The 25,703-nt window shown below is 75.2% G+C and carries 25 protein-coding genes; 11 read left to right on the top strand and 14 right to left on the bottom strand.

Annotation, left to right across the window (positions count from 1 at the left end; translation table 11 throughout):
- Window positions 1-66 precede the first annotated feature (66 nt).
- Window positions 67-1,380 carry a NupC/NupG family nucleoside CNT transporter gene (locus JOE61_RS09250; RefSeq protein WP_193669774.1) on the top strand — a complete coding sequence of 438 codons (1,314 nt, stop codon included), beginning with the start codon at window positions 67-69 and terminating at the stop codon, window positions 1,378-1,380.
- Window positions 1,381-1,455: 75 nt separating this feature from the next.
- Here JOE61_RS09250 and JOE61_RS09245 read toward each other — a convergent pair whose 3' ends face one another.
- Window positions 1,456-2,010 (bottom strand): type 1 glutamine amidotransferase domain-containing protein, encoded by a 555-nt coding sequence (locus tag JOE61_RS09245; protein ID WP_307822900.1) that lies wholly within the window; start codon window positions 2,008-2,010, stop codon window positions 1,456-1,458.
- A 145-nt stretch (window positions 2,011-2,155) separates the two neighbouring features.
- Here JOE61_RS09245 and JOE61_RS09240 point away from each other — a divergent pair, with 145 nt between their 5' ends.
- Window positions 2,156-3,040 (top strand): aldo/keto reductase, encoded by an 885-nt coding sequence (locus tag JOE61_RS09240; RefSeq protein WP_193669772.1) that lies wholly within the window; start codon window positions 2,156-2,158, stop codon window positions 3,038-3,040.
- A 43-nt stretch (window positions 3,041-3,083) separates the two neighbouring features.
- Window positions 3,084-4,127, top strand: coding sequence for an alcohol dehydrogenase catalytic domain-containing protein (locus tag JOE61_RS09235; RefSeq protein ID WP_193669771.1), 1,044 nt, complete (start codon window positions 3,084-3,086; stop codon window positions 4,125-4,127).
- A 133-nt stretch (window positions 4,128-4,260) separates the two neighbouring features.
- On the opposite strand, the gene JOE61_RS09230 is transcribed toward JOE61_RS09235, so the two are convergent.
- From JOE61_RS09230 to JOE61_RS09220, 3 genes are read right to left on the bottom strand one after another with little or no spacing between them, the layout of a single operon-like run.
- On the bottom strand, window positions 4,261-5,532 hold the full coding sequence (locus JOE61_RS09230) for a patatin-like phospholipase family protein (protein ID WP_193669770.1): 1,272 nt from the start codon (window positions 5,530-5,532) through the stop codon (window positions 4,261-4,263).
- A 13-nt stretch (window positions 5,533-5,545) separates the two neighbouring features.
- The gene (locus JOE61_RS09225; RefSeq protein ID WP_193669769.1) at window positions 5,546-6,352 is read right to left on the bottom strand and encodes a DUF2786 domain-containing protein; all 807 of its coding nucleotides are present in this window, start codon (window positions 6,350-6,352) and stop codon (window positions 5,546-5,548) included.
- Window positions 6,349-6,864 carry a TIGR04338 family metallohydrolase gene (locus tag JOE61_RS09220; RefSeq protein WP_193669768.1) on the bottom strand — a complete coding sequence of 172 codons (516 nt, stop codon included), beginning with the start codon at window positions 6,862-6,864 and terminating at the stop codon, window positions 6,349-6,351. The genes JOE61_RS09225 and JOE61_RS09220 overlap by 4 nt, the downstream gene beginning before the upstream one ends.
- Window positions 6,865-6,985: 121 nt before the next feature.
- On the opposite strand from JOE61_RS09220, the gene JOE61_RS09215 reads away from it, so the two are divergent.
- Window positions 6,986-7,381: a hypothetical protein gene (locus JOE61_RS09215; RefSeq protein WP_193669767.1), complete on the top strand. Its 396-nt coding sequence runs from the start codon at window positions 6,986-6,988 to the stop codon at window positions 7,379-7,381.
- Window positions 7,382-7,430: 49 nt separating this feature from the next.
- Here the strand turns inward: JOE61_RS09215 and JOE61_RS09210 are convergent, their stop codons facing one another.
- From JOE61_RS09210 to ppc, 3 genes are all read right to left on the bottom strand, one after another.
- A complete protein-coding gene (locus JOE61_RS09210) occupies window positions 7,431-8,378 on the bottom strand; it encodes an NAD(P)H-binding protein (protein WP_193669766.1) in 948 nt (315 codons plus the stop codon).
- Window positions 8,379-8,538: 160 nt separating this feature from the next.
- On the bottom strand, window positions 8,539-9,147 hold the full coding sequence (locus JOE61_RS09205) for a cysteine hydrolase family protein (protein WP_193669765.1): 609 nt from the start codon (window positions 9,145-9,147) through the stop codon (window positions 8,539-8,541).
- A 96-nt stretch (window positions 9,148-9,243) separates the two neighbouring features.
- Entirely contained in the window at window positions 9,244-12,042 is a 2,799-nt protein-coding gene (ppc, locus tag JOE61_RS09200) for a phosphoenolpyruvate carboxylase (protein WP_193669764.1), read from the bottom strand.
- 109 nt (window positions 12,043-12,151) lie between these two features.
- Between ppc and JOE61_RS09195 the strand changes: the two genes are divergently transcribed.
- A complete protein-coding gene (locus JOE61_RS09195) occupies window positions 12,152-13,387 on the top strand; it encodes a cysteine desulfurase-like protein (protein WP_193669763.1) in 1,236 nt (411 codons plus the stop codon).
- 49 nt (window positions 13,388-13,436) lie between these two features.
- Here JOE61_RS09195 and JOE61_RS09190 read toward each other — a convergent pair whose 3' ends face one another.
- From JOE61_RS09190 to egtB, 3 genes are read right to left on the bottom strand one after another with little or no spacing between them, the layout of a single operon-like run.
- Window positions 13,437-13,784: an MmcQ/YjbR family DNA-binding protein gene (locus tag JOE61_RS09190; protein ID WP_193669762.1), complete on the bottom strand. Its 348-nt coding sequence runs from the start codon at window positions 13,782-13,784 to the stop codon at window positions 13,437-13,439.
- Window positions 13,785-13,798: 14 nt separating this feature from the next.
- The gene (gene egtD, locus JOE61_RS09185) at window positions 13,799-14,776 is read right to left on the bottom strand and encodes an L-histidine N(alpha)-methyltransferase (protein WP_193669761.1); all 978 of its coding nucleotides are present in this window, start codon (window positions 14,774-14,776) and stop codon (window positions 13,799-13,801) included.
- Window positions 14,773-16,125, bottom strand: coding sequence for an ergothioneine biosynthesis protein EgtB (gene egtB / locus JOE61_RS09180; RefSeq protein ID WP_193669760.1), 1,353 nt, complete (start codon window positions 16,123-16,125; stop codon window positions 14,773-14,775). Before egtB ends, egtD begins: the two co-directional genes overlap by 4 nt.
- Window positions 16,126-16,364: 239 nt before the next feature.
- On the opposite strand from egtB, the gene JOE61_RS09175 reads away from it, so the two are divergent.
- The gene (locus tag JOE61_RS09175; RefSeq protein ID WP_193669759.1) at window positions 16,365-17,330 is read left to right on the top strand and encodes a phosphotransferase; all 966 of its coding nucleotides are present in this window, start codon (window positions 16,365-16,367) and stop codon (window positions 17,328-17,330) included.
- A 22-nt stretch (window positions 17,331-17,352) separates the two neighbouring features.
- On the opposite strand, the gene JOE61_RS09170 is transcribed toward JOE61_RS09175, so the two are convergent.
- Together JOE61_RS09170 and JOE61_RS09165 are read right to left on the bottom strand one after the other, a co-directional pair.
- Window positions 17,353-17,934, bottom strand: coding sequence for a class F sortase (locus JOE61_RS09170; protein ID WP_307822899.1), 582 nt, complete (start codon window positions 17,932-17,934; stop codon window positions 17,353-17,355).
- Window positions 17,935-17,947: 13 nt separating this feature from the next.
- Window positions 17,948-19,195 (bottom strand): hypothetical protein, encoded by a 1,248-nt coding sequence (locus tag JOE61_RS09165; RefSeq protein ID WP_193669758.1) that lies wholly within the window; start codon window positions 19,193-19,195, stop codon window positions 17,948-17,950.
- Between the two features lie 176 nt (window positions 19,196-19,371).
- Here JOE61_RS09165 and JOE61_RS09160 point away from each other — a divergent pair, with 176 nt between their 5' ends.
- On the top strand, window positions 19,372-19,599 hold the full coding sequence (locus JOE61_RS09160) for a hypothetical protein (RefSeq protein ID WP_193669805.1): 228 nt from the start codon (window positions 19,372-19,374) through the stop codon (window positions 19,597-19,599).
- A 23-nt stretch (window positions 19,600-19,622) separates the two neighbouring features.
- Here the strand turns inward: JOE61_RS09160 and ilvA are convergent, their stop codons facing one another.
- Window positions 19,623-20,897: a threonine ammonia-lyase IlvA gene (gene ilvA / locus JOE61_RS09155; RefSeq protein WP_193669757.1), complete on the bottom strand. Its 1,275-nt coding sequence runs from the start codon at window positions 20,895-20,897 to the stop codon at window positions 19,623-19,625.
- A 143-nt stretch (window positions 20,898-21,040) separates the two neighbouring features.
- A complete protein-coding gene (locus JOE61_RS09150; RefSeq protein WP_193669756.1) occupies window positions 21,041-22,207 on the bottom strand; it encodes an acyl-CoA dehydrogenase family protein in 1,167 nt (388 codons plus the stop codon).
- A gap of 87 nt (window positions 22,208-22,294) precedes the next feature.
- Here JOE61_RS09150 and JOE61_RS09145 point away from each other — a divergent pair, with 87 nt between their 5' ends.
- From JOE61_RS09145 to JOE61_RS09130, 4 genes are all read left to right on the top strand, one after another.
- Window positions 22,295-22,888, top strand: coding sequence for a TetR/AcrR family transcriptional regulator (locus JOE61_RS09145; protein ID WP_307822898.1), 594 nt, complete (start codon window positions 22,295-22,297; stop codon window positions 22,886-22,888).
- Between the two features lie 154 nt (window positions 22,889-23,042).
- Complete coding sequence (locus tag JOE61_RS09140; protein ID WP_193669754.1) at window positions 23,043-24,602, top strand: hypothetical protein; 1,560 nt, start codon at window positions 23,043-23,045, stop codon at window positions 24,600-24,602.
- Window positions 24,603-24,720: 118 nt separating this feature from the next.
- A complete protein-coding gene (locus JOE61_RS09135) occupies window positions 24,721-25,188 on the top strand; it encodes a PGPGW domain-containing protein (protein ID WP_193669753.1) in 468 nt (155 codons plus the stop codon).
- Window positions 25,185-25,670 (top strand): PGPGW domain-containing protein, encoded by a 486-nt coding sequence (locus JOE61_RS09130; protein WP_193669752.1) that lies wholly within the window; start codon window positions 25,185-25,187, stop codon window positions 25,668-25,670. The genes JOE61_RS09135 and JOE61_RS09130 overlap by 4 nt, the downstream gene beginning before the upstream one ends.
- Window positions 25,671-25,703: the final 33 nt, after the last annotated feature.

The raw sequence follows: 25,703 nt of genomic DNA, 5'->3' as shown, positions 1-25,703 counted from the left end.
CGCGTGCCAGCATGACCCACGCGTCGGCCGGCCGGTCGACGACCCACGGGTGCGAGAGGTGAAGTGATGATCGACGTCCTCTGGGGTGCCGGCGGCATGCTGGTGCTGCTGGCGATCGCCTTCCTGGTCTCCAGCGACCGGCGCGCGATCCGGCCGCGCACGGTCCTGGGAGCGCTCGGGCTGCAGATCGTCTTCGGCGTCGTGGTCCTCTACTGGTCGGTGGGCCAGCGTGCTCTCGAGGCCGCCTCGAAGGCGGTGCAGTCGGTCATCGACTCCTCCCGCGAGGGCATCGGCTTCCTCTTCGGCCCGGTGCTGCCCGAGGAGGGGCAGGTCTTCGCCTTCCAGGTGCTGCCGGTCATCGTCTTCTTCGCCGCGCTGACCGCGGTGCTCTACCACCTCGGCATCCTGCAGCGGGTCGTGCGGGTGCTCGGCGGCGGCCTGGGCTGGCTGCTCGGCACCGAGAAGGCCGAGTCGACCAACGCCGCGGCCAACATCTTCGTCGGCCAGACCGAGGCGCCGCTGGTGATCCGGCCCTACGTCGCCGGCCTGTCGCGCTCGGGCCTCTTCGCCGTGATGGTCGGCGGGCTCTCGACCGTCGCCGGGTCGGTGCTCGTGGGCTACTCGCTGCTCGGGGCGCGGCTCGACTACCTGATCGCGGCCAGCTTCATGGCCGCGCCGGGGGCGCTGCTGATGGCCAAGATCATCCTGCCCGAGGAGCGCGTCGTCGACGGCGACGAGGCGGGCGCGGGTGACGAGGGGTCGTCGGTCGCCGGCTCGGGCGACGACTGGGCGAGCGCCGACGAGATGCTGCGCGCCGAGCAGGAGGCCGCCGAGAGCAAGGGGCCGGCCGACGACGGGATGCGGGCGCGCAACGTCATCGACGCCGCCGCCAACGGCGCGGCCGACGGGCTCCGGCTGGCCGCGACCATCGGCGCGATGCTGCTGGCCTTCATCTCCCTGATCGCGCTGGTCAACCTGGTCGTCGGCGGTGTCGGCGGCTGGTTCGGCGCCGGCGACCTGACGATCGAGGAGATCCTCGGCTACGTCTTCGCCCCGCTGATGTCGGCCATCGGGGTGCCGTGGGGCGAGGCGGTCGAGGCCGGCAGCTTCGTGGGCCAGAAGGTGGTGGTCAACGAGTTCGTCGCCTTCGCCAACCTCGGCGAGGTGATCGGGGGCTTCAGCGACAAGACCGCCGCCATCGTGACCTTCGCGCTTACCGGCTTCGCCAACCTGGGCTCGCTGGGCATCCTGCTCGGCGGGCTGGGGGGCATCGCCCCCGAGCGTCGTCCCGACATCGCCTCGCTCGGGCTCCGGGCGATCCTCGCGGCCACGCTGGCCAACCTGATGAGCGCCGCGATCGCCGGCATCCTGATCGGCTGACCGCTCGGTGGTGCGGGACTGACCGGTCGGTGGTGCACGAGTGACCGGTCGTCCCGCAGCCGGGTGGTCGGTCCCTCAGGCGAAGGCGGCGATAGCCGCCTCGCAGAACGCGTCGAGGTCGCCGGGGTTGCGGCTGGTGACCAGGGTCCACCCGTTGTGCTGGCAGGTGAAGGACTCCTCGTCGACCCAGGTCGCGCCGGCGTTGCGGATGTCGGTCTGCAGGCTCGGGAAGCTGGTCAGGGTCTTGCCCTCGAGCCGGCCGGTCTCCACGAGGGTCCAGGGGCCGTGGCAGATCGAGGCGACCGGCTTGCCGGCGTCGACGATCTCGCGCATGAAGGCCACGGCGTCCTCCTCGACGCGCAGCTGGTCGGCGTTGGTGGTGCCGCCGGGCAGCACCACGGCATCGAAGGTCGCCGGGTCGGCGTCGGCCAGGCTCAGGGTCGCCTCGAAGGTGCCGGCCTCGTTGACGTCGCTCTCGAAGGCCTGCACCTTGCCGGTCTCGGGGGCGATCAGCACGGCCTCGGCGCCCGCGTCCTCGATCGCCTGCCAGGGCTGGGTGAGCTCGGGCTGCTCGACGCCCGACTGGGCGACGATGAATGCCACGCGCTTGCCGGTCAGGTCGGTGCTCACGATGTCCTCCTGGGGGTGGGGCCGTCGGGGCCCGCGTCGTTCGGTGCCTCTACTGCACCAGCCGTCGTGGGGGCGTTCGACACCCCCAGGGGTGACCGGGGGCCTGCGCGGGTTGCGGGTGGGGCCGGGCGGGTAGACAGGGGACATGCAGACACGAGAGATCGGCAACGACACCGTCGGGCGCGTCCAGGTCGGCGCCATCGGGTTGGGCCTGATGACCTTCGACCAGTCCGGGGCGCAGCCGCGCGAGCAGCTGCTCGACACGATGCGCGCGGCCCTCGCCGCGGGCGTGACGCTCTTCGACACCGCCGACGCCTACGGCCCCGGTGACGAGCTCGGCGCCGACGCGCAGGGTGCCAACGAGCGCCTGGTCGCGGGCCTGCTCGACGAGCTGGGGGTGCGTGACCAGGTGCTGCTGGCCACCAAGGGCGGTCACGTGCGCGCCGGCGGGGGCGCCTGGGCGCTGGACAGCTCGGCCGGCCACCTGCGCTCGGCCGTCGACGCGAGCCTCGAGCGGCTCGGGGTCGAGCAGATCGCGCTGTGGCAGCACCACCGTCCCGATCCCGACGTGGCCTACGAGGACGTCGTGGGCACGCTCCGCGAGATCTTCGAGTCCGGCAAGGTCGCGCGCATCGGGCTCTCCAACGCCGACCCGGCCCAGATCCGGCTCGCCCACTCGGTGCTCGGTGACGCGCTGGTCAGCGTGCAGAACCAGTTCTCGCCCGCCTTCCGCTCCAGCCAGCCCGAGATCGACGTGTGCGAGGAGCTCGGCCTGGCCTTCCTGCCCTGGAGCCCGCTGGGCGGGCTGTCCGACGCCAAGGAGCTCGCCGAGAAGCACCCCGCCTTCGCCCGCGTCGCCGAGGACCGCGGGGTCAGCGCGCAGCAGGTCGCGCTCGCCTGGGAGCTGGCCCAGTCGCCCGTGGTCATCCCGATCCCCGGTGCCAAGCGGCCGCAGTCGATCACCGACTCGGCCGCCGCGGCCGAGATCGAGCTGACCCCCGACGAGCTGGCCGCGCTGGACGCCTCCTGAGGGCACGGCACGTCCGGCCCGGCCGGACCGTAGGCTCCGCGCCGTGAGAGCCGTGCTGATGGAGACCTTCGGTGGACCGCTGGCGGTCGCCGAGCTGCCCGACCCGCCCTGCCCCCGCGACGGGGTCGTGGTGCGGGTCGGGGCGACCGGGCTGTGCCGCAGCGACTGGCACGCCTGGCAGGGCCACGACGACGGCGTGCGGCTGCCGCACGTGCCGGGCCACGAGCTGGCCGGCACGGTGGTCGAGGTCGGTGCGGCGGCCTCCTCGGTGCGGGTCGACGACCGGGTCACCACGCCGTTCGTGCTGGCCTGCGGCACGTGCGCGACCTGCCGCCGCGGTGACCAGCAGGTCTGCGAGCGGCAGGAGCAGCCCGGCTTCACCGGCTGGGGCTCCTTCGCCGAGCTGGTCGCGCTGCCGCGCGCCGACACCAACCTCGTGCGGCTGCCCGACGAGGTGCCCGACGACGTCGCCGCCGGCCTCGGCTGCCGCGTCGCGACGGCGTACCGCGCGGTGGCCCAGGTCGGGGCCGTGCGCGCGGGCGAGCGGGTGGTGGTGCACGGCTGCGGTGGCGTCGGGCTCGCCGCGGTGATGGTGGCGCGGGCACTGGGGGCCGAGGTGTACGCCGTCGACCCGGCGCCGGCCTCGCGCGACCTGGCCGCGCGGCTCGGGGCCACCCCCGTCGACCCGGACGCCGCGCCGGTCGTCGACACGCTGCTCGACCTGACCGGCGGTGGCGCCGACGTCTCGCTCGACGCCTTCGGGGCCGCCGCGGTGGCCGGCGCCTCGCTGCTCTGCCTGCGCCCGCGGGGGCGCCACGTGCAGGTCGGCCTGCTCGGTGGGGCCGACGCCGACGCCGGAGCGCCGCTCGGGCTGGTGGTCGCCCGCGAGCTGCAGGTGCTGGGCAGCCACGGCCTGTCGGCCACCGGCTACCCCGGCCTCCTCGACCTGGTCGCCGACGGCACCCTGCGCCCCGACCTGCTGCTGCGCGACCGGGTGGGGCTCGAGGAGGGCGCCCGCCGCCTGGCCGCGCTGGGCGAGCCCGGCGCCGGCGCGGGCGGCGCCACCGTCGTCCTCCCGCACCGCTGACCCGGCCCAGATCTCACGCTGACCCGGCCTGAACTTCACCCCGACCCGGCCTGAACTTCGCGCCGACCCGGCCTGAACCCTCATCTGCACCGGAACTGGCGCGGGCTCGCGCGGAACTGGCGCCGGCTCGCGGTCAGGTGCGGGCGCCGCTGGGCGGGTCGAGGTGGCCGGTGCGCCACAGCCCGTCGTTGGCCTCGAGCCAGCGCTGCGCGTCACGGCGGCCCAGCGCGGCGGCCTCGTCGAAGAAGTCGGGGTCGAACATCAGGTAGGACAGCAGCTCGCCCTGCAGCGGGCTGTCGCTGCCCATCAGCCGGTGCATGACCTGCAGGTCGGGGTCGCCGAGGGTGCGGCGCAGGGTGCCGTGGTTGCTGCGGAAGACGTCCATCGCCAGCTGGGCCAGCTCCTCGCCGTGCTCGGGGGCCACGGCGGCGTAGGGCAGCACCCGCTGCGGCGGTCGGCCGCGCTCGCGGCGGTGCCGGTCGAGGTGCGGCGCGAGGTCGCCATCGGCGGCCAGCACGTTGGTGTCGGCGAGGCGGCGCAGGTCGTGGCGCAGCGGGTCGTCCATCACCGCCCCCAGCAGGGTCGCGCCTCCGTCGCCGAGGTCGACGGGCTGGCGGTCACGCTCGGCGTCGGCCTCCGCGGGCCGGATCGCGCCGGTGCCGACGACCACCAGGCGGTCGGCGCCCAGCTCGACCGCGGGCGCGATCGGCACCCGCCGCCGGGTCGCCCCGTCGACGTACCAGCCGGCGGCCTCGGCCGGCTCGTCGACCTGCACCGAGGGGAACAGCGCGGGGATGGCCGAGGAGGCCATCAGGTGCTCGACCCCGATGCGGGCGCGCACGTAGGCGCGGTGGTGCTGGGCCAGCGGCGCCGGCAGGTCGCCGTACGCCGCGGTGGCCTCGGTGAAGAGCGTGACCCGCCCGGTGCGCACCGCCGTGGCGGTCAGCGCCAGCGCCTCCACCCGGCCCGCGTCGAGGTTGTCGTGCAGTGCCTCCCAGTCGATGGCGCGCTGCAGGGTCGCGGCGAGCGGGCCGGTGCCGAAGAGGCCACGCAGCCGGAAGCCGGTCAGGCCCAGGGTCTCGGAGGCGTAGCGGGCCAGCACCACCGGCGCCTGGCGCCACAGCGGCTGCATCACCTTCTTCTTAGTGGCCTGGGCCAGCACGTCGTGCAGTCGCTCCGCCTGCTCCTCCGGGTCGAGGTGCGCCGTGGAGGTCAGGGCGGCGCTGAGCAGCGCCCCGGCGCTGGTGCCGACCAGCAGCGTCGGGCGGTGGCCGTCGGCCTCGAGCGCGGGCAGCAGCACCCCCAGCGCGCCCACCTGGTACGCCGAGCGGGCACCGCCGGCGTCGAGCACCAGGCAGGTGCGGCCCGAGGGCTGCGGGGTCGGTGAGGAGTCGGTGGGAGTCATCGGCCCCAGGTTCTCACGCGATCTGGGTGCGCCCGCCAGGCAGTCGCTGGGCGGCGCTGAGCCGGGCCTCGGCGCCGGAGCGCGCCCCCGCCTCCCACGCCGCGACCCCGCCGTCGAGCCCGGTGCGGCGCCGCCCGGCCTGCCAGGAGCCCCGGGCGGTGGAGGTGCGGGTGTAGTAGTCGGCGACCTCGGCCTCCTTCTGGGCCAGCACCAGTGCGGTCGACGCGCCGGTGTCGGGCTCCTCGCGCTCGAGCCGCTCGCGCTCCGCGCGCGCCTCGGCGTCGCGCCGGGCCGCCCACAGCCGCGTGGCGATCTGCTCGACGAAGGCCTCGTAGAACGCCAGCCGGGCCGTCTTCTTGCTGGGCGGGGCGAAGCTGCGGGTGCGCGGGTTCCAGACCGCCCCGCCGACCAGGTGGGCGTCGCTGGCCAGGAAGACACCGGCGTCGTGGACCATCTGCAGCGCCAGGTGCACGTAGAGCGCCTCGACGACCTCGAGGTCGCTGGGGAAGCCGTAGGCGTAGACCGTGGTGGAGTTGCGCGCCACGTCGGCGCGCACGTCGTTGGGCAGCGCACAGGCCAGGAAGAGCGCGACCAGGCGCGAGTTGCCCATCGCCCGGGCCTCGCCGATGGTGATCGTGCGCTGCACCGGCTCGGCGCGCTGCTCCTGGCGCGCGGTGTGCTGGCGCGCGGTGGCCAGGTCGATCGACCAACGGGTCGAGAGGTACTGCGCCTTGGCCAGGAACGCGTCGGCCTCCTCGGGGGTGGAGGCGGCCTCGGCCTGGGCCAGCACCTTGGCCAGCTTGTCGATGAAGGTGCTCACAGGGGTGCTCCTGTCGTCACGCCGCGCTCGGCCAGGGCCACGCGCAGCAGGTGGGCGGCCTCGGGGCCGATGACGTGCTCGTAGAGGTGCAGCAGGTGGGCCAGGAACACCGGCCCGTGGGCAGGCAGGTCGGGGCCCAGGTGGTGGGCCAGCTCGTGCAGCACCGTGGTCTCGCTCAACGCCCAGCCCCCGCCGGCGGCGTACGGCGGCACCGCGATCGTGGGCCCGGCGGCCCCCGCCGGCTCGTAGTGCGCGGCCCGGGCGCCGCGGCGCTCGCGCACCGCCACGGGGACGCCGGCGCGCGGCAGCGCCGCCACCGGCGGATGGGCCAGGACACGTCTCAGGTAGGCCGGCACGTCGGCCACGTCGCCGAACTTGCGCAGCCCCGGCAGCACCAGCGTCGAGCCGTAGTGCTCGATCGTGCCGCCCCGCTCGAGGACCCGGCCCACGGCGTCCTCGGCGTCGTACACCGTCGAGCGGTGCCGGTCGCGGGGCGCGGAGGTGGGGCTCACGGGACTTCGTCCTCTCGTCGGGTGCTCGGTGCGGGTCGGGGGTGCTGCGCGGGGTCCTTCCTACCCGGTCGCACCGACGCCCGTCGTGGTCCTCCACAGGCGCAGCAGCCATGATGGGGGTGTGCGCTTCACCGAGAACGAGATGACCCAGGCGATGGCGGGTGCGGCCAAGTCCGTGCTGGCCACGCGCAAGGACGTGCGCAAGCAGAAGCTCGACGTCGACGAGGTGTGGGAGCAGATGACCCGCTGGGAGCGCTTCCAGGTGCTCGACGCGCTGGGCGACCAGGTGCTGCCGGTGCTCGTCGCGCTGCCCGACGTCGAGGTCGAGCCCGGCACCCGGCCCACGTTCACCGACGAGCAGGTGCGCGAGACGGTCGAGGCCGGGGTCGGCGACGACGTCGGCCGGCTGCAGCGCACGGTGCTGGTGCGCACCCGGATCGCGCTGGTCAAGGCCGCGCTGGCCGCCGTGCCCCCGCGCCAGGACCCCGACGCGCTCATCGTCCCCGACCACCTCTGAGCACGACCCGGCCGGTTCGGACCGGCCGGACAGCGGGGTCAGCCGGGGGTCAGGCGGGGTCGGTGGGCGCGGCCGCCTGCACGTCGCCGACCCGCGTGGTGCCGCCGCTGGTGCCCAACGAGCGCGCGATGGCCTCGTCGAGGTCGAGGAACTCGTGGCCGGGCACCAGGTCGCGGCGCACGTCGTCCTCGCCGCAGACCATGTCGTGCGACAGGCTCTCGGCGAGCGCGACCACGGTGCCGCGGGGCATCCCGGTCAGCAGCGCGCTGACCCTGCCGACCATCCACATCGGCACGCCGGGCACCATCGGGCGCCAGCGGCGCAGCCCGGCCACCTTCGCGTAGCGGCCCAGCAGGTCGGGGTAGCTCAGCACCTCGTCGGCGCCCAGGTCGTAGGCCCGGTTGCGCGGTTCGCCCTCGATGGCGGCGGCCAGCACCGTGACCACGTCCTCGACCGAGACCGGCTGCAGCCTGCGGCGCATCCAGCTCGGCACCGGGGTGATCGGCAGCCGGTCGCTGAGCCGGCGCAGCAGCTCGAACGAGGTCGACCCCGAGCCGACGATCATCGCCGCGCGCAGCACCGTGGCCGGCACCTCGGCGTCGAGGAAGACCTGTTCGACCTCGGCCCGCGAGCGCAGGTGGTCGGAGAGCTCGCCGGGCGGGATCAGGCCCGAGAGGTAGACGACGCGTCCGACGCCCGCGGCCGCGGCGGCCCGCGCCACCCGCTGGGCGGCCTCGCGGTCCTTGCGCACGAACTCGCCCGACGCCATCGAGTGCACCAGGTAGACGACCGCGTCGACGCCCTCGACCGCCTGCGTCACGAGGTCCTCGTCGGTGATGTCGAAGCGCCGCGCCTCGACCTGGGCGCCCCAGGGGTAGTCGTCGAGCGCCGCCTCGTCACGGGTGGCGGCGAGCACCTCGTGCCCGGCCTCGAGCAGCACCGGCACCAGGCGGGAGCCGACGTACCCGGTCGAGCCGGTGACCAGGACCCGGCTCATGCGCCGGCCCCCAGGGGTCGCGCGAGGGGGTGGAGCGGGCGGGGGTCGGCGTACGTCGGGGGCACGCCCGCAACCTAGGCGCGCCGCACCCCGGCGCGGCACCCCCTACGGGTGGCTGTGCCGGGGCCCACCCGGCATCCACGACCGCCTGGCGCCGCTGCTAGCCCGCGACCCGGTCGCTGCCGGCCGCCTGCTCCCGCCCCGCCTCGTCGCGCCAGCGCTCGGCCACCTCGGCGCCGGTGAGCACGTGCTGGCGGTGCTGGGTCTGGAGCATGGCCAGGGTGTGGTCGTGCTCCGACCAGTCCACCGAGGCGGTCGCGTCGGAGACCAGGGTCGCCTCGAGGTCGAGGGCGAACGCGTCGCGCGCGGTCGCCGCGATGCACGACTCGGTCGAGACGCCGCAGAGCACCACCCGGCGCACCCCGACGCCCTTGAGGCGCTCGGCGAGGTCGGTGCCGAAGAACGCGCTGTCGCGGGTCTTCTCGACGAGCTCGGCGCCGCCGGGGTCGAGGCCCTCGACCCGCTGGACCCCCTCGGTGCCGCGCTCGACGACCCCCTGGCCGTCCTCGACCATGGTCAGGGTCCAGGTGCTGCGGTCGGTCTCGTGCACGGTCTGCACCTCGACGACCGGGACCCCGACCTCGCGGGCCGCCCGGACCAGGTCGTTGCAGGTCGCCACCAGGTCGTCGCGGCAGCGGTCGAGCTCGGGGTCGGCGAAGTAGTCGCGCTGGAGGTCGATGAGCAGCAGCGCTTGGTCGGGTGCGGGCATGGCGATCGCCTCCTGGGGGGCTGGGGACGGGCACCAGGTTGGAGGCCCCGCCCCCGCCCGGGCTACACCCCCGAGGACGACCGTGGCAGCCGGCGCTCAGCCGGTGTTGCGCAGCCCCGCGGCGATCCCGTTGATGGTCAGCAGCAGCGCCCGCTGCAGCTGCGCCGGCGGCTCCCCGCCCTCCGGCACCTGCCGCACCCGGGCCAGCAGCGAGACCTGCAGGGCGTGCAGCGGCGCCAGGTAGGAGTCGCGCAGCTCGAGCGTCTGGCGCAGCACCGGGGCGCCCTCCAGCAGCCGCTCCTGGCCGGTGACCGCCAGCACCTCGGCCACGGTGCGCTCGTGCTCCTCGCGCACCCGCTCGAAGAGCTCCGCCGAGTCGTCGTCGACCAGGGTCCGCACGTAGCGGGCCGCGATGTCGAGGTCGGTCTTGGCCAGCGTCATCTGCACGTTGGACAGGAAGGTGCGGAAGAACGGCCACGAGGCGTACATCTCGCGCAGCACGTCCTCGCGCCCCGCCTCGCGCGCCGCCGCCAGCCCCGACCCGACGCCGTACCAGCCGGGCAGGATCATCCGCGACTGGGTCCAGCCGAAGACCCAGGGGATCGCGCGCAGGTCGTCGAGTCCGCCCTCGCCGCCGGGGCGCTTGGCCGGGCGCGAGCCGATGTTCATCTTGCCGAGCTCGTCGACGGGGGTCGCGGCCACGAAGAAGCGGACCAGCCCGGGGTCGCGCACCAGCGCCCGGTACGCCGTCTGCCCGCCGCCGGCGACGACGTCCATCGTGTCGTCCCAGCCGTCGAGCACCTCGCGGGGCAGCAGCCGGTCGCGGTGCAGCACCGAGGCCTCGACGACGGCCGCTAGGGCGTTCTCGAGGTTCCAGCGGCCCAGCTGGGGCAGCAGGTACTTGTCGGAGATGACCTCGCCCTGCTCGGTCACCTTGATCGGTCCGTCGAGGCTGCCGTTGGGCTGCGACAGGATCGCCTCGGCGGTCGGGCCGCCGCCGCGGCCCACCGAGCCGCCACGGCCGTGGAAGAGCCGCAGCAGCACGCCGTGGCGCCGCGCGACGTCGCGCAGCGCGCGCTGGGCGCGGTGGATCTGCCACTGCGAGGCGGCGATGCCGGCGTCCTTGGAGGAGTCGGAGTAGCCGAGCATGATCTCCTGCACGTCGCCGCGCGCCGCGACCACCCGGCGGTACGACGGGTCGCCGAGCAGGGCGTCGAGCAGCGGGCCGGCGGTCTCGAGCTCGGCGACGGTCTCGAAGAGGGGGGCGAACCCGATGCGGGCGGTCGCCGGCTCGTCGTCGGAGCCGAGGTCGACCAGGCCGGCCTCGCGGGCCAGCACCACCACCGCGAAGAGGTCGTCGACGTCGTGGGTCATCGAGACGATGTAGGTCTCGACCACGTCGGGGCCGTAGGTGTCCTGGGCGGTGCGCAGGGTGCGCAGCAGGCCCAGAGAGGCGGCCGCGGGGCCGTCGGGCGGCACCTGGCCGGCCCCCACCAGCGGGCGCCGCCCGGCCATCTCGGCGCTGAGCACCTCGGTGCGCGCGGCGTGGTCGAGCTCGCCGTAGGGCCGCTCGAGCTCGTCGAGGCGGTCGTAGAGCTCGGCGAGCGCCTCGTGGTGCTTCTCGGAGTGCTCGCGCACGTCGAGGGTGGCCATGCCGGTGCCGATCGCGGTGGCGGTGCGCAGCAGCCGCAGCACCGAGCCGTCGGCGGTGAGCCGGTCGCCGTCGGCGAGCATCGAGTCGCGCACCAGGCGCAGGTCGTCGACCAGCTCGCCCAGGTGCAGGTAGTCGCGGCCCGGCTCGTGGGCGGTGGCGTTCGCCAGCCGGTCGCGGGTGCGCAGCAGCCGCACCCGCACGAACGACAGCTTGAGCCGGTAGGGCTCCTCGGCGTTGAGCCGCCGGATCGTCGAGTAGGTGATCGGCAGCGCCCGGGCGTCCTCCTCCAGGGAGGCCAGCAGCTCCTCGCTGGCGCTGACGACCCGGGTCGAGGCGGAGACCTCGGTGAGGATCTCCTCGACCTGGGCGACCAGCTCGCGCAGCCCGGTGTCGTGCTGCAGCGCCAGCACCTCGAGGGTGACCTCGGGCGTGACGTTGGGGTTGCCGTCGCGGTCGCCGCCGGCCCAGCTGCCGAAGCGCAGCGGGCGCGCCGCCACCGGCAGCTCGACCCCGATCGAGGCCAGGCGGCGGTCGAGCTCCTGGAGCAGGTCGGGCACGACCTTCCGGGCGATCTGGCCCAGGTAGTAGAGCGAGGTGCGGGCCTCGTCCTTGGGGTCGGGCCGCGCGATGCGCAGCTCGTCGGTCTGCCACAGCAGGTCGACCAGCTCGGCCAGGCGCCGCTCGTGGCGCTCGGCGTCGCCGGGGCGGGCGCGGGGGTCCTCGGCGGCGTGCACCACGTCGGCGATCTTGCGCAGCAGCCGCAGCACCGTGCGCCGGCTGGCCTCGGTCGGGTGGGCGGTGAAGACGGGGCGGTACTCGACGCGGCGCAGCACGTCGGAGACCAGGTCGACGTCGACGCTGCCGTCGGCCAGGGCCTTGCCGATCCGCTCGACCGCCACGGCCAGGGGACCCTCGTCCTCGGCGGTCACCTCCTGCCAGCGGTGCAGCTGCTCGGTGACGTTGACCAGCTGGAAGTAGCCGGTGAAGGCGCGGGCCAGCACCACCGCGGTGTCGTCGTCCACCCCGGCCAGCAGGTCGTGCAGGGCCCCGTCGTCGGGGTCGCGGGCCAGGGCCCGCACCTGCTCGACGAGCTCGAGGAGCTCGGGCCCCTCGTGGCGGGTCAGCGCCTCGCCCAGCAGCGCCGCCAGCTGGCGCACCGAGGCGCGCAGCGCCGCGTGGTGCTCGTCGGAGGAGACGCCGGTGGCGAAGCGGGTCACGTCGGGCTGGTCGGTGTCGGCCATGGCACCAGTCTGGCGGGTGCCGGCCCGGTGCGTCAGGGGGCGACCGGGCGGTGGGCACACCCGGGCGGTCACACCCGGGTGGCTGGTGACGGGTGGCAGCATGCGGAGCATGGCTGCTCTCGACCTCGACCGTGTCCGCGCCTGGTTCCCCGCGCTCTGGTCCGGCCCCGGTGCCGGTGAGGCGCGCTTCGACGGGCCCGGCGGGTCCCTGGTGCCGAGCCGCGTGGCCGACGCCGTGGCCGACGCGATGACCGCCGGCATGTGCCAGCGCGGCTCGCTGACCCCCCTGCAGCGGCGTACGGAGGAGACGGTGGGGGCGGCGCGCGCCGCGCTCGGCGACCTGCTCGGCACCGACCCGCGCGGCGTGGTGGTCGGCCGGTCGATGACCGCGCTGACCTTCGAGATGGCGCGCACGCTCGCGCAGGGCTGGGGCCCCGGCGACGAGATCGTGGTCACCCGCCTCGACCACGACAGCAACATCCGGCCCTGGGTGCTCGCGGCGCAGCGCGCGGGTGCGACGGTGCGCTGGCTCGACTTCGACCCGGTCACCGCCGAGCTCGACGACGTGCGCGGGGTGCTCTCGGAGCGCACCCGGCTGGTGGCCGTCACCGCCGCCTCCAACCTCTTCGGCACCCGCCCCGACGTGGCCGCCATCAGCGCGGCCGCCCACGAGGTGGGCGCGCTGGTCTACGTCGACGCCGTGCACCTGGCCGCGCACGCGCTGGTCGACCGCGCCGCGCTCGGCGCCGACCTGGTCGCCTGCTCGCCCTACAAGTTCTTCGGGCCCCACCTGGGCGCGGTCGCGGCCGACCCCGCCCTGCTCGAGACGCTGCAGCCCGACAAGCTGCTGCCCTCCACCGACGCGGTGCCCGAGCGCTTCGAGCTCGGCACCCTGCCCTACGAGCTGCTCGCCGGCGTGACCGCGAGCGTCGAGGCGCTCGCCGACCTGCTCGAGCAGCCCACCCACGAGGGCGGCGAGCTGCCGCGCCGCGAGCGGCTGGCCGCGTCGATGACCGCGCTCGAGGAGCACGAGGACGCGCTGCTCTCTCGCCTGCTCGAGGGGCTCGACGCGCTGCCCGGGGTGCGCGTGCACGGCAGCCCCGCCCGGCGTACGCCGACGGTGCTGCTCTCGGTCGAGGGCCACGACCCGGTCGCGGTGCAGGAGCACCTGGTCGGCCACGGCGTGCTCGCCCCCGCCGGCAGCTTCTACGCCCTCGAGGCCTCCCGCCACGCCGGCCTCGGCGACACCGGTGGCGTCCGGGTGGGGCTCTCGCCCTACTCCACCGCCGAGGAGGTCGAGCGACTCCTCACCGGCCTCGCCACCCTGACGAGCAGTCAGGAATGACCCACCGACCGGTCACTCCTGCACCCTCGACCGGTCACCTGCACGCGTGTCAACGAGGCAGGACCTCGCCGCGCTCCTCCAGCAGGGCCGCGGGCGCGGTGAGGCGCCAGGCCTCGAAGACCAGCTCGGCCAGCTCGTCGCGCTCCACGTGCTCGAGGTGGGCCACCACCCAGCCGAAGCCGCCGGCGGTGAACTGGACCTCGAAGACGTCGGGACGCATCGCCACGAGGGCGAGCTGCTCGGCGATGGTCTGCTTGAGCCCGACGGTCACGGTCGGCTCCCACACGTAGCCGAACGTGCGCCCGGCCACGCTGAGCTTGACGTAGCGGCCGTGGTCGGAGCGGACCGTGCCGGGCAGCTGGTCGACCAGCTCGACGACGTCGACGGTGCCGCTCATCGCCGTCGCGCCACTCAGGTCAGCCGGGCCAGGGTCACCGCGAAGTCGCCCGCCGGGTCGGTCCACGTCTCGCGCACCTCGAAGCCGGCCGCGCCCAGCTCGCGGGCCACCTGGTCGCGGCGGAACTTGGTGGAGATCTCGACCTGCACCTCCTCGCCGGCCGCGATCTCGACGACCAGGTCGGCCCCCGGCACCGTGACCGTCTGCGGCACGCTCGAGCGCAGCCGCAGGTCCATCCGGCCCGTCCGGGGGTCCCACAGCGGCGCGTAGTCGAAGCGGCCGGGGTCGAAGTCGGCGCCGAGCTCGCGGTTGAGCACCACCAGGCAGTTGCGCACGAACGCCTCGGTCACGCCCTGCGCGTCGTCGTACGCCGCCACCAGCCGGTCGGCGTCCTTGACCAGGTCGGTGCCGAGCAGCAGCCAGTCGCCGGGGTCGAGCGAGTCGGCCAGCGCGCCCAGGAAGGCGCCGCGCTCCTCGAGGTAGAGGTTGCCGATGGTGCTGCCCAGGAACGCCACCAGCCGGCGCTGTCCCTCGGGCAGGTGGCCCAGGTGCAGGGTGAAGTCGCCGACGATCGCCTCGACGGCCGTCCCGGGGTAGCGCTCGGTCAGCATGACGGCCGCGTCGCGCAGCGTCTGCTCGGAGACGTCGACGGGCACGAAGCGGTGCAGCGCGCCCGCCCCGGCGAAGGCGTCGAGCAGCAGCCGGGTCTTGTCGCTGGTGCCGCTGCCCAGCTCGACGACCGTCGTGGCGTCGCAGGCCGCGACGATGTCGGCGGCGTACGCCGCGAGGATCGAGCGCTCGGCCTCGGTCGGGTAGTACTCCGGCAGCCGGGTGATCTCGTCGAAGAGCCGCGAGCCCTCGTCGTCGTAGAGCCACTTCGGCGGCAGCCGCAGCGGGCGCGAGCCCAACCCCCGGCGCACGTCGGCGACCAGCGACCCCGACGCCCAGTCGGAGTCGAGGAGCACCTGCACGACCGGCTCGGGAGCGCTCACGCGGGCGCCCCGCCGTCGGCGAGACGCACCCCGGACAGCGCCCAGCGGGCACCGTGCGGGAAGAAGTTGCGGTACGACGCCCGCGCGTGGCCGGCGGGGGTCAGGGCGCAGCCGCCGCGCAGCACCATCTGGTTGGACATGAACTTGCCGTTGTACTCGCCGATCGCGCCCTCGGGAGGGTGGAACCCCGGGTAGGGGTGGTAGGCCGAGGAGGTCCACTCCCAGCAGTCGCCGTGCACCTGGCGCAGCCGGCTGCCGGCCGGCGCGGGCTGCGCGGGACGGGGGTGGAACGACCCGCCGTCGGCGAGGTTGCCGACCACCTGCTGGTCGCGGCCGTGCTGGCCGCCCTGGCCGTCGGTGACCACCGCGTGCTCCCACTCGGCCTCGGTCGGCAGCCGCTTGCCCGACCAGGTGGCGAACGCCTCGGCCTCGTAGAAGCTGACGTGGGCCACCGGCAGCCCCGGGTTGACCGGCCAGGTGCCGTTGAGCGTGTGCTCGAACCAGACCCCGTCGTGCTCGCTCCAGTAGAGCGGCGCCGACCAGCCCTCGCCGCGCACCTTGGCCCAGCCGTCGGAGAGCCACAGCTCGTGGCGCTCGTAGCCGCCGTCGGCTATGAAGGCCAGCCACTCGCCGTTGGTGGCCAGCCGGTCGGCCAGCCGGTAGGGCTCGAGCCACTGGCGGTGCCGCGGCATCTCGTTGTCGAAGGAGAACCCCGGGCCCTCGTGGCCGACCTCGACGAGACCCCCCTCGACCTCGACCCAGCCCAGGCGGTCGGGCTCGCAGCGCTCGACCGGGCTGCCGGCGTACACGGGCTGGAGGGGGTTGCGCGAGAGCACGTGCTTGATGTCCATCAGCAGCAGCTCCTGGTGCTGCTGCTCGTGGTGGAAGCCGAGCTCGATGATGGGGGTGAGCTTCTCGAGGCTGCCGCCGTCGAGGGTGTCGACGAGCTCGCGCACCCGCGCGTCGACGTTGGCGCGGTAGTCGCCGACCTCGTGCGCGCCGGGGCGGGTGACCAGCCCGCGGTCGGGGCGCGCGTAGCGGGGCCCGAGGGTCTCGTAGTAGGAGTTGAAGAGGAACCAGTACTTGTCCTGGAAGGGTGCGAAGCCCTGCTCGGCCTCGGCGAGCAGGAACGTCTCGAAGAACCAGGTGACGTGGGCGCGGTGCCACTTCGTCGGTGAGACGTCGGGCATCGACTGGACCGTCTGGTCCTCGGGCGAGAGGGGTGCGGCGAGGGCCTCGGTGTGGCCCCGGACCTCCTCGAAGCGGCGGCCGAGCGAGTCGGCGTCCCACTCCCTGCTGCTGGCCTCGCCGGTCTCGCTGGGGGCCTCGTTGGCGGTGGTCTGTGTCATCTGCCGGCAGTCCTCTCGGTTCCGGTGTGAGGGCACGCCCCGATGACGCGCCACCTCCACCTTGCCGCAGGAGTGGTGACGCGTCGACCACCCCGACGTGGACGGTGGGTGACGGCTGGGTCGTCGCGCGGTGCCGGTTCGGGCCGGGTCGGCGCGAGATCCTGGCCGGGTCGGTGAGAGATGTGGGCCGGGTCGGGAAATGGGTGGCGCCACGCGCCCGGTGGGCGGAGCCTGGGCCGGTGACGACGTACGACACCCCGGGCGACGCCACGGGCGACGCCCCGGACGAGCAGGCCGACCTGCTCGGGTGGGTGCACGCCCGGCTGGAGGTCTTCGGGCTCGCCGTCGAGGGCCGGGTGAGCTGGCCGCACGTGCGTCCCTGGGGGGTCGTGGTGCGGGTGCCGACGGCCAGCGGTCCGGTGTGGGCCAAGGCGGTCGAGCCGGCGCTGCGCCACGAGGTCGCCGTCACCACCCTGCTGGCGCGGCGTCGGCCCGACGCGGTGGCACCCGTGCTCGGCGCCGACACCGCCCGCGGCTGGCTGCTGCTCGCCGACGCGGGCGAGACGCTGCGCGAGGTGGCCGCCCGGGAGCGCACCCTCGCGCCGTGGCACGACGCGCTCGCGCTCTACGCCTCGGTGCAGCGCGACGTCGCCCCCGAGGCAGCGGCACTGCTGGACGACGGGCTGCCCGACCTGCGCCTGCCCCGCCTCCCCGACCTGTACGCCGACCTCGTCGGCCGGCTCGCCCCCGACCTCGGTGACGTCGGCGCGTCGGCGCTGGCGGCCGTGCCGCTGCTGCGCGACCTGTGCGCCGAGCTGGCGGCCACCGGGCTGCCCGACACGCTGCAGCACGACGACCTGCACGACGCCCAGGTGTTCGTGCGCGACGGGCGGGTGCGCATCCTCGACTGGGGCGACGCCTGCCTGACCCACCCGTTCCTCACGCTGGCGGTCACCCTCGACGGGGTGCTGGCCTGGGGCCTCGACGACGAGGAGGCCTCCGAGGACACCACGCCGTACCTCGAGAGCTACCTCGCCGGGTGGGCGGGCGCCGGGAGCCCCGACCAGCTCGTCGCCGCGAGCCGGGCGGCCCGGCGGCTGGGCTGGGCCTGCCGGGCGGTCAACGGGCACGTGCCGCAGGACCCGGAGTCGCTGCGCACCACCCGCACCCGGCTGCGGATGTTCCTCGACGGCAGGGCCGGCTGACCGCGAGCCGGGCGAGCGGCGCTCAGGCGTCCTGGGCCGGGCTGCCGACGGGGTCGGCGTAGACGACGACGTTGCTGTCGTAGGCGGTGCCGTCCCAGTCGGCGCAGGAGACCAGCACCAGGCGCCCGTCGCCGGCGTCCTGGCCGAAGACCCGGGCGGCGTTGCGGGCCAGCTGCTCCTTGTCGTAGACCTTGGTGCGGCGCACCTCGTAGCGCATCACGCCGTTGCGGGTCAGCACGTCGACGACCGCGCCGCGGCGCACGTCGGCAAGCCGGTCGAGGGAGCCGCCCCCTGTGTTGACGGTGTGTCCCGCGATCACGGTGCGGCCGGTGGCCTCGCCCGGCAGCGCGCTGGCGTCCCACCAGCCGACGTCGAGCACGTCGGCCGGCGGGTCGAGCACCCGGTCGTCCCCGACCTCGATGGCGTTGACGGGGGCGCGGATGTCGAGCGAGGGCACCGAGAGCCGCACCGGGGCGGCCGGGTCGAGGGAGGTGTAGCCGTCGTCGTCGCCGCTGGGCAGGACGATGCCGAGCAGCACCATCCCCAGCGCCAGCACGCCGAGCGCCGAGGTCAGCGCCCGCAGCCGTGCCTCCAGGACCGCCACGACCGGCCCCGGGTCAGCCGCGCAGGCTGCGGCGCCAGCTGGCGACGCCGGCGGCGCCGGCCAGGGCCAGCAGCGCGGCCAGGGACAGGTTGCCCGCGGCGCCCATGCCGCCGCCGGAGGCGGCGGTCTCGACGCCGGCCGGCACCGAGGTCGGCACCGGGGCCGGCGGGTCGGTCGGGTCGGGGGTCGCCTCCGGCTCGGCGGGGGCGCCCACGCGGCCGGTCGGGCCGCAGTGCGACCGGCCGATCTCGGCGCGCAGCAGGTCGACGTCGAACTCCTGGGCGGCCGGCAGCACCGAGAGGTCCAGTGCGGTCACCTCGATCTCGTCGTCGGCGACCTGCACCTGCTCGTTGAGCAGGATGTCGATGACGTTGTCCTCGAGCGGGGCGAGCTGCTCGCCGACCTGGCCCAGGGCCTCGGCCAGCACCTCGGCACCGTCGACGACCGCGGTCAGCGGGCCGAGCGTGCCGTCGATGGCGGTCTCGAGCTCGGTGCGCACGGCGTCGAGCACCTCCTGGGTCACGGCCCCGAGGTCGGTCACGACGTGGGTGTTGGGCTCGGGGTCGACCGGCAGGGCCACCAGGTCGACGCGCGTGCCGCCCACCTCGACGTACGCCGCCGCGTCGGCGATCTGCGCGGAGCCCGCGGAGGTGCCGGGCCCGGCCGTGCACCGGCTCTGGATGACCCCGGCGTCGAGGAAGACCCCCAGGTCGCCCAGGCCGGTCAGGGCCTGCTCGAGGCCGTCGGTGAGGGCGGGCAGCAGCTGGTCGAGCACCGGCGCCAGCGCGTCCTGCAGCTGCTGGTCGAAGCCGGCGAGGAACTCGGACTCGAGGACACGCAGCCCGGAGAGGTCGACGGTGGCGGCGTTGAGCCGCACGTTCTGGCCGGGGGTCAGGCAGCCGCCCTCGCCGACGCCGACCACGGTGGCGCCGTCGCCCGCCAGGCCCGCGCACGCCTCGGCGTAGCCCTGCCGCTGCTCGACGCGGGTGCGGGCGTCCTGGGCGAGGGTGCCGACCTGGGCGAAGGACTGGCCGGTCGCCGCCGAGAGCGCCGGCTCGTCCGAGCCGGAGGTGCTCTCGCTGTCACCGTCGTGGGTGGAGGAGAAGGACCCCGAGTCGGTCGGGGTGCTGGCCACGGTCAGGGTCAGCGCGGTCGCGTCGGCCTGGGCGACCGGGGTGGCGGCCGTGGCGGGGGCCGCCGAGAGGGCGATGAGCGTACCGGTCGCCGTCAGTGCCAGTCCGCGAGCGGTCCTGTGGGTCATGTCCGTGTCCTCCCAGGCGGGCGTCACAGCGCCCTCGAGTGCATGTCCGAGAACCCCGAGGCCGGGATCGGAGGGGTGATCACTGGTCCAACTGGCCACCGGCACCCGGGTTACGCACCGGCCGGGTGGTGTCCGGCATGCGGTCGGGGTGGGCGCCGCCGCGCTAGCGTCGAGCCATGGACGCCACCGACCCGACCCCCGAACACGCTCCGCACCCCGACGCCGACCCCGACGCCCACCCCGACTCCGACGCGGTCGCCTCGCGCGCCGAGCTGCTGCCCGAGGAGAGGGAGGCCGGCAGCGACGACCCGCAGGCCCAGGCCGAGGCGATCCTGGCCGACTCCCAGGAGCGCACCGAGGACCCGGAGGGCACCCGCGACGACTCGACGCAGACGCCCGGCTAGGCATCGGGCCCCGCCGCTCGGGGTTACATCACCCAGCGGAAGAGCGGGCTCTCGGGCGGGACCTGCTCGACGCGCAGCGGCGAGGCGTCCATCCGGGCCAGGAGGCCGTCGAGGTCTCCGGCGGTGGCGAGCTCGACGCCGACCAGCGCCGGGCCGGTCTCGCGGTTGCTGCGCTTGACGTACTCGAAGAGCGTGATGTCGTCGTCGGGCCCGAGCACCTCGTCGAGGAAGCGGCGCAGCGCGCCCGGCTCCTGGGGGAACTCCACCAGGAAGTAGTGCTTGAGCCCCTCGTGCACCAGTGCGCGCTCGACCACCTCGGCGTAGCGGCTCACGTCGTTGTTGCCGCCCGAGACGATCGCCACGACCAGCGAGCCCGGCGCCAGCACCGGGCCGCCCGACTCCATCGGCAGCCGCAGCGCCGCGCTGGCCAGCGCCCCGGCGGGCTCGGCGATGATGCCGTCGGACTGGTAGAGGTCGAGCATCTCGACGCAGGCCAGCCCCTCGGGCACCGCGACCATCGGCGGCCGGTGCGCGGCGACCGCGGCGTGCGTCCACGCGCCCACCCGGCGTACGGCGGCGCCGTCGACGAAGCTCTCGAGCTCGGGCAGGGTCACCGGCTCGCCGGCCTCGAGGGCCGCGGCCATGCTGGCCGCCCCGGCCGGCTCGGCGCCCACCACCCGCACGTGCGGGGCCCGCTCGGCGAGGAAGGCGAGCATGCCCGCGGCCAGGCCGCCGCCGCCGACCGGCACGACGACGGCGTCGGGCGCGCGCCCGACCTGCGCGTCGAGCTGGGCCAGCACCTCGCGGGCCACCGTGCCCTGGCCGGCGATCGTTCGCGGGTCGTCGAAGGCCGGCACCGGCGTCGCGCCGCTCTCGAGGGCGTACGCCGCACTGGCCGCGGCCGCCTCGTCGTAGGTGTCGCCGACGATCACGACCTCGACGAGCCCGCCGCCGAGCACCGCGACCCGCTCGCGCTTCTGGCGCGGGGTGGTGCGGGGCAGGTGCACCCGTGCCCGGACCCCGGCCCGGGCGCACGCGAAGGCGACCCCCTGGGCGTGGTTGCCGGCGCTGGCGCAGGTCACCCCCCGCTCGCGCGCCTCGGGCGGGAGCTGGTCGATGAGGGTGAACGCGCCGCGCAGCTTGTAGGAGCGCACCGGCTGCAGGTCCTCGCGCTTGAGCCACACCTCGAGGCCGAGCAGTGTCGAGAGCCGGTCGCTGCGGTGCAGCGGCGTCGGGCTGACGATGTCGGAGAGCCGGTGGGCGGCGGCGTCGATGTCGGCGGCGTCGGGGAGGTCCACCCGTCCAGCCTCCCACCCGGCCGGCCACCGCCCCGACCCGGCGCCAGTTCCCCGCGACCCGGCACCAGTTCCGCGGCTTTCGTCGGTCCGGTCAGGAAGTAGCGCCGGCTCGCGAGGAAGTCGTGCCGGCTCGGCGAGGTGGGTCAGAGGTGGGTGATGGCGCCGGGGGCGGACTTGTCGAGGGAGCGGGCGACGACCATCCGCTGGATCTGGTTGGTGCCCTCGAAGATCTGCATCACCTTGGCCTCGCGCATGTAGCGCTCGACCGGGAAGTCGCGGGTGTAGCCGTAGCCTCCCAGCACCTGCACGGCGTCGGTGGTGACCTTCATGGCGTTGTCGGTGGCCACGAGCTTGGCGATCGAGGCCTCGCGCCCGAAGGGCTGCCCGGCGTCCTTGAGCCGGGCCGCGTGCAGCACCGTGGCCCGGGCGCTCTGCACCGCGGCCTCCATGTCGGCCAGCACGAAGGCCAGGCCCTGGTGCTCGATGATCGGGCGTCCGAAGGTCTCGCGCTCGCGGGCGTAGGCCAGCGCGTGGTCGAGGGCGCCCTGGGCGAGGCCCGTGGCGACGGCCGCGATGCCCAGGCGCCCGGCGTCGAGGCCGGCCAGGGCGATCCGCAGCCCCTCGCCCTCGGCGCCGAGACGGCGCTCGACCGGCACCCGTACGCCGTCGAAGCGCATCGTGGCGGTCGCCGACCCGGTCAGTCCCATCTTCCGCTCCGGCGGGTCCGCGACCAGTCCCGGCGTGTCGGCCGGCACCAGGAAGCAGGAGATGCCGCCGCGGTCCTCGGAGGTGCGTGCCATCACCTTGTAGAAGTCGGCGTGCCCGCCGTGGGTGGTCCAGGCCTTGGCGCCGTCGATGACGTAGTCGTCGCCGTCGCGCCGCGCGGTGGTGCGCATTGCCGCGGGGTCGGAGCCGGCGTGCGCCTCGGAGAGGCAGTAGGCGCCGAGCAGGTCGCCGCCGAGCATGTCGGGCAGCCACTGCCGGCGCTGCTCGTCGGTGCCGAACCGCGCCAGCCCGAAGCAGCTCAGGGCGTGCACCGAGACGCCCACCCCGACCGAGGACCAGACGGCGGCGATCTCCTCGAGCACCTGCAGGTAGACCTCGTAGGACAGCCCGGCGCCGCCCTGCTCCTCCGGGTAGGGCAGCCCCAGCAGCCCGCTGCGCCCCAGTAGGCGGAAGACGTCGCGGGGGAACCGCTCGTCGGCCTCGGCCTCGGCCACGCGGGGGGCCAGCTCGTCGGTGGCGATGCGGCGCACGAGCGCCAGCAGCTCGGCGGACTCGTCGGTGGCCAGGACGCGGCGGGCGGGCATGGGTCCTCCTGAGGACGGGGAGACGGTCGAGTACCAGACTACGGGATCTGGTACCCGACGGCCCGTTCGCGGCCTATGCTCCGGCGGGTGGGCCCCACCGACTCCATCGCCCGAGCCGACCGCCGGCGCGCTGAGCTGCTCGGGCGCCTCGCCGACCTGTTCCTCGCCGAGGGCTTCCTCGCCTTCGGCGTCGGCGACCTCGCCGCCCGGCTGCGCTGCTCCCGGTCCTCGCTCTACCTGGTCGCCGGCTCGAAGCCCGAGATCGTGCTGGCGACGCTGCGCGCGTGGTTCCGAGGAGCAGCCGAGCGCATCGAGCAGCGGGTGCAGGCCGAGCCCGACCCGGCGGCCCGGCTGCGCACCTACCTGCTCGCGGTCTCCGACGAGCTGGCGCCGGCCTCGCCGAGCTTCTACGCCGACCTGCTGGCCCACCCGCCGGCGGGCGAGGTCTACGAGGAGAACACCCGCCACGCGGCCCGTCGGGTCCGGGCGCTGGTCGACGCCGGCGTCGTGGCGGGGGCGCTGCGCCCCGTGGACGCGGTCTTCGTGGGGGCCGCGGTCGCCGAGGTGATGACCGGCATCCAGGCCGGCCGGGTGGGCGCGGCGACCGGGCTCAGCGACGCCGAGGCCTACCGGGCGCTGGCCGACGTGGTCGTCGGCGGGCTGGCCCGCCGGCCCGCCTGAGCGGGGCGTGCTCCCCTCCCGGCGACGTCGCTCGCTGGCTCTCGCGGGGGATGGGTATTTACCCTTGCTGCGCAGTCGGCTCACAGCCGGCTCACAGACACGTCGCACGAGGATCACGATCACCCTCGTGGGGCAGGGGACATGGGGGTCCGAGGTGGGTACGGAGCAGTCGCGCGGCGCGCCGCTCAAGCCGCTCGACGACCCGACCCCGCTCACCGGGCCGACCATCGACGTCGGCGTGCGCATCGGCTGGCTGCTGCGGATGGCACGGCTGACCGCGCCCGAGCGCCCCGCGCATCGGCTGGGCGACATGGTGACGCGGCTCGAGTGGCTGGGCCTGCGCACCAGCACGTCGTCGCTGCACCGCATCGAGACCGGAGCCGTGCGCGACGACCGGGTCGTCGCGGCGTACGAGGAGGCGCTGGCGCTGGCGCCGCACTCGCTGCGCGCCAGCATCGACATCGTGTGCCGCACCTTCCCCTACAGCCCCGTCGACCGCGCGCCGGTGCACCGTGTCGCCTCGCCCGAGGAGATGTCGCGCCTGCACGAGCCGGTGCTCGCGGGGGACGCCGTGGGCGGCCAGTGGCGCGAGTGGGCGCGTGCGATGGCCCAGCAGGGCAACGTGGGCCTGCCCGTCGACCAGGCCCGGGACCGGGTCTCGGCCCTGATGGGTGAGCTGGTGCGTTCCCACGGCACCTCCTACCTCATCCGGTACGACGCGCTGGCGACCTTGCGACGCAGCGCGTGGGGCGGCGTGGTGCGCGAGGCCGCCGAGGCGGTCCTGGCCGACCCCCACGTGCAGATGCCCAACGACGTGATGAGCGCGGTGGGGGAGGCCTTCGACGACGACACGAGGTCGTGGATGGTCGATCTGCTCGGAGACCCTCGCGAGCTCCGGGTCGAGGGCGCCGCGATCGGGCTGGGCGTGATGGCCGAGGCGCACGCCGCGCCGGGCTTCTGGGCGCCGGTGCTCGACCGCGTGGTCGCCCACTACAACGCCGCGGCCCAGGACCAGGGGGAACGGTGGCGCTGGCTCTCGCACGTGCTGCGGCTGGTGCCCGCCGACGAGCTCGCGGCGGTGCGCGGCGACGTGGCGCACCCGCCCTCCCCGGTCGGCGAGTCGCTGCGCCCCGCGGGACGCGAGGCGCTGGTCCGTGCCTGCCAGGTGCATGCCGAGGAGAGCTCGGCCGCCCTCGGCCTGCCCTACCAGCCGCTGCTGGCCCGGTTGCTCTTCGAGGTGGTCGGGGAGGGGCGCTCCAGCCGCTCGCACGCCAGCGCCCTGCTCCTCGGGGCACTGCCGGGGCTGCGCCGCGTCGCGGTGGACGCCGTCCTGTCGATCGCGGAGAGCCACCCCGACCCCTCGGTGCGGGAGCGGGCGACGAGCCGCGGTGCCTCGCTGGTCCACGACTACCTGCCACCGACCGTGCGTCGCCGCCTGCAGGAGGCGGACGAGCTCTCGGCCCGCGAGGCGGCCTGGTTGGCGATCGCAGGGGAGCAGGTGGACGAGGCCGTGCTGCGCCGTTGCTTGCGTACCTCCGACCAGCTGTTCGGGCCCGGCCGCGTGCTCAGCGTGATCGGTATCGCCGGCTCGCCGGTGCTGGGCGAGATCCTCGAGGAGCCCGGCTGGTCCGACGAGGTCCGCGGCGCTGCCGCCTGGTGGGTCCGCACGGGGACCCGCCTCGTCGACCCCCAGCCGGGCGCCACCGACGGCTGAGCCGCGCCGTCACGCCTCACGAGCCCGGCGAGCCGGTGAGGCAGGAGTTCACCGGGCCGGCACCGGACGGCCGCCCGGCGGGCGGGTGGTCGTCGACCGGCCGCCGCAGGATGCGCCGATGCGCTCTCGCCTGCTGCTCGTGCTCGGCTGGGGGCTCGTCCTGCTCGGGGTCGTGCTCTACCCGCTGCCCGGCCCCGGGCTGCTGGCGCTGGCGGCCGGGGTGCACGTGCTGGCCCGGGCCGACGAGCGGGTGGCCGCGCGGCTCGCCCCGTGGCGCGAGCGGGGCCTGCGCGCCGCGGCCCGCTCGGTGGCGACCTGGCCGCGCACCCTGGCCTCGCTGCTGGGCACCACGGCGCTGGCCGCGGCCGGCGTGCTGTGGCTCGTCGACCCCGCTCCGCCGTCGTGGTGGGGGCTGCCCGGGTGGGCGTGGCTGCCTGGCGGGACCTGGAGCGGCGTGGCCCAGATCGCCTCCGGGGCCCTCGGTGTCGCCCTCGTGCTCTGGTCGCGCGCGCGGCTGGGCGGCACCGCGCCGCGCCCACGAGGGCCTGGCGGCGCTTGGAAGGCTCTGGGATGGTGGGGTCCATGAAGTCCGCTGCGCGTCGGGTGACGCTCGAGGTCGTGGGCTGGACCCTCGTGGTCGTGGGCATCGCGGCCCTCGTGCTGCCGGGCCCCGGCCTGCTGATGCTCTTCGCCGGCATGGCGGTGCTCTCCCAGCAGTACGACTGGGCCGCCAAGCGGCTCGACCCGGTGAAGTACCGCGCCATGCGCGGCGCCGCCGACGGCGTCGCGACCTGGCCGCGGATCCTCGCCTCCACGACCGCGGCGCTGGTGGTGGCCGGCCTGGGCGTGGTGTGGATCGTCGGCCCGGACGCCCCCGGCTGGTGGTTCCTGGACGAGTCGTGGTGGCTGGTGGGCGGGGCCGCCACCGGGATCACCCAGGTGGCCTCGGCCGCCATCGCCCTGGGCCTGATCGTCTGGAGCTACCGGCGCTTCCACGACAAGCCGGAGGCCGTCGCCGACCTCGAGCGCGACATCAACCGCAGCGACTCCCAGCGCGAGACGGTCTGACCCGGCTGACCCGGCTGACCCGGCACGTACGGT

The organism is Nocardioides salarius, assembly GCF_016907435.1.
Lineage (GTDB): Bacteria > Actinomycetota > Actinomycetes > Propionibacteriales > Nocardioidaceae > Nocardioides > Nocardioides salarius.
This window is presented reverse-complemented; position numbering and strand designations above follow the sequence as displayed.

Excerpts from the sequence above, each read along its gene's own strand:
- JOE61_RS09250 (WP_193669774.1), top strand. The coding sequence starts at position 67 with ATGATCGACGTCCTCTGGGGTGCCGGCGGCATGCTGGTGCTGCTGGCG.
- JOE61_RS09240 (WP_193669772.1), top strand. The coding sequence starts at position 2,156 with ATGCAGACACGAGAGATCGGCAACGACACCGTCGGGCGCGTCCAGGTC.
- JOE61_RS09230 (WP_193669770.1), bottom strand. The coding sequence starts at position 5,532 with ATGACTCCCACCGACTCCTCACCGACCCCGCAGCCCTCGGGCCGCACC.
- JOE61_RS09210 (WP_193669766.1), bottom strand. The coding sequence starts at position 8,378 with ATGAGCCGGGTCCTGGTCACCGGCTCGACCGGGTACGTCGGCTCCCGC.
- JOE61_RS09205 (WP_193669765.1), bottom strand. The coding sequence starts at position 9,147 with ATGCCCGCACCCGACCAAGCGCTGCTGCTCATCGACCTCCAGCGCGAC.
- ppc (WP_193669764.1), bottom strand. The coding sequence starts at position 12,042 with ATGGCCGACACCGACCAGCCCGACGTGACCCGCTTCGCCACCGGCGTC.
- JOE61_RS09195 (WP_193669763.1), top strand. The coding sequence starts at position 12,152 with ATGGCTGCTCTCGACCTCGACCGTGTCCGCGCCTGGTTCCCCGCGCTC.
- JOE61_RS09190 (WP_193669762.1), bottom strand. The coding sequence starts at position 13,784 with ATGAGCGGCACCGTCGACGTCGTCGAGCTGGTCGACCAGCTGCCCGGC.
- egtB (WP_193669760.1), bottom strand. The coding sequence starts at position 16,125 with ATGACACAGACCACCGCCAACGAGGCCCCCAGCGAGACCGGCGAGGCC.
- JOE61_RS09165 (WP_193669758.1), bottom strand. The coding sequence starts at position 19,195 with ATGACCCACAGGACCGCTCGCGGACTGGCACTGACGGCGACCGGTACG.
- JOE61_RS09160 (WP_193669805.1), top strand. The coding sequence starts at position 19,372 with ATGGACGCCACCGACCCGACCCCCGAACACGCTCCGCACCCCGACGCC.
- JOE61_RS09150 (WP_193669756.1), bottom strand. The coding sequence starts at position 22,207 with ATGCCCGCCCGCCGCGTCCTGGCCACCGACGAGTCCGCCGAGCTGCTG.
- JOE61_RS09135 (WP_193669753.1), top strand. The coding sequence starts at position 24,721 with ATGCGCTCTCGCCTGCTGCTCGTGCTCGGCTGGGGGCTCGTCCTGCTC.
- JOE61_RS09130 (WP_193669752.1), top strand. The coding sequence starts at position 25,185 with ATGAAGTCCGCTGCGCGTCGGGTGACGCTCGAGGTCGTGGGCTGGACC.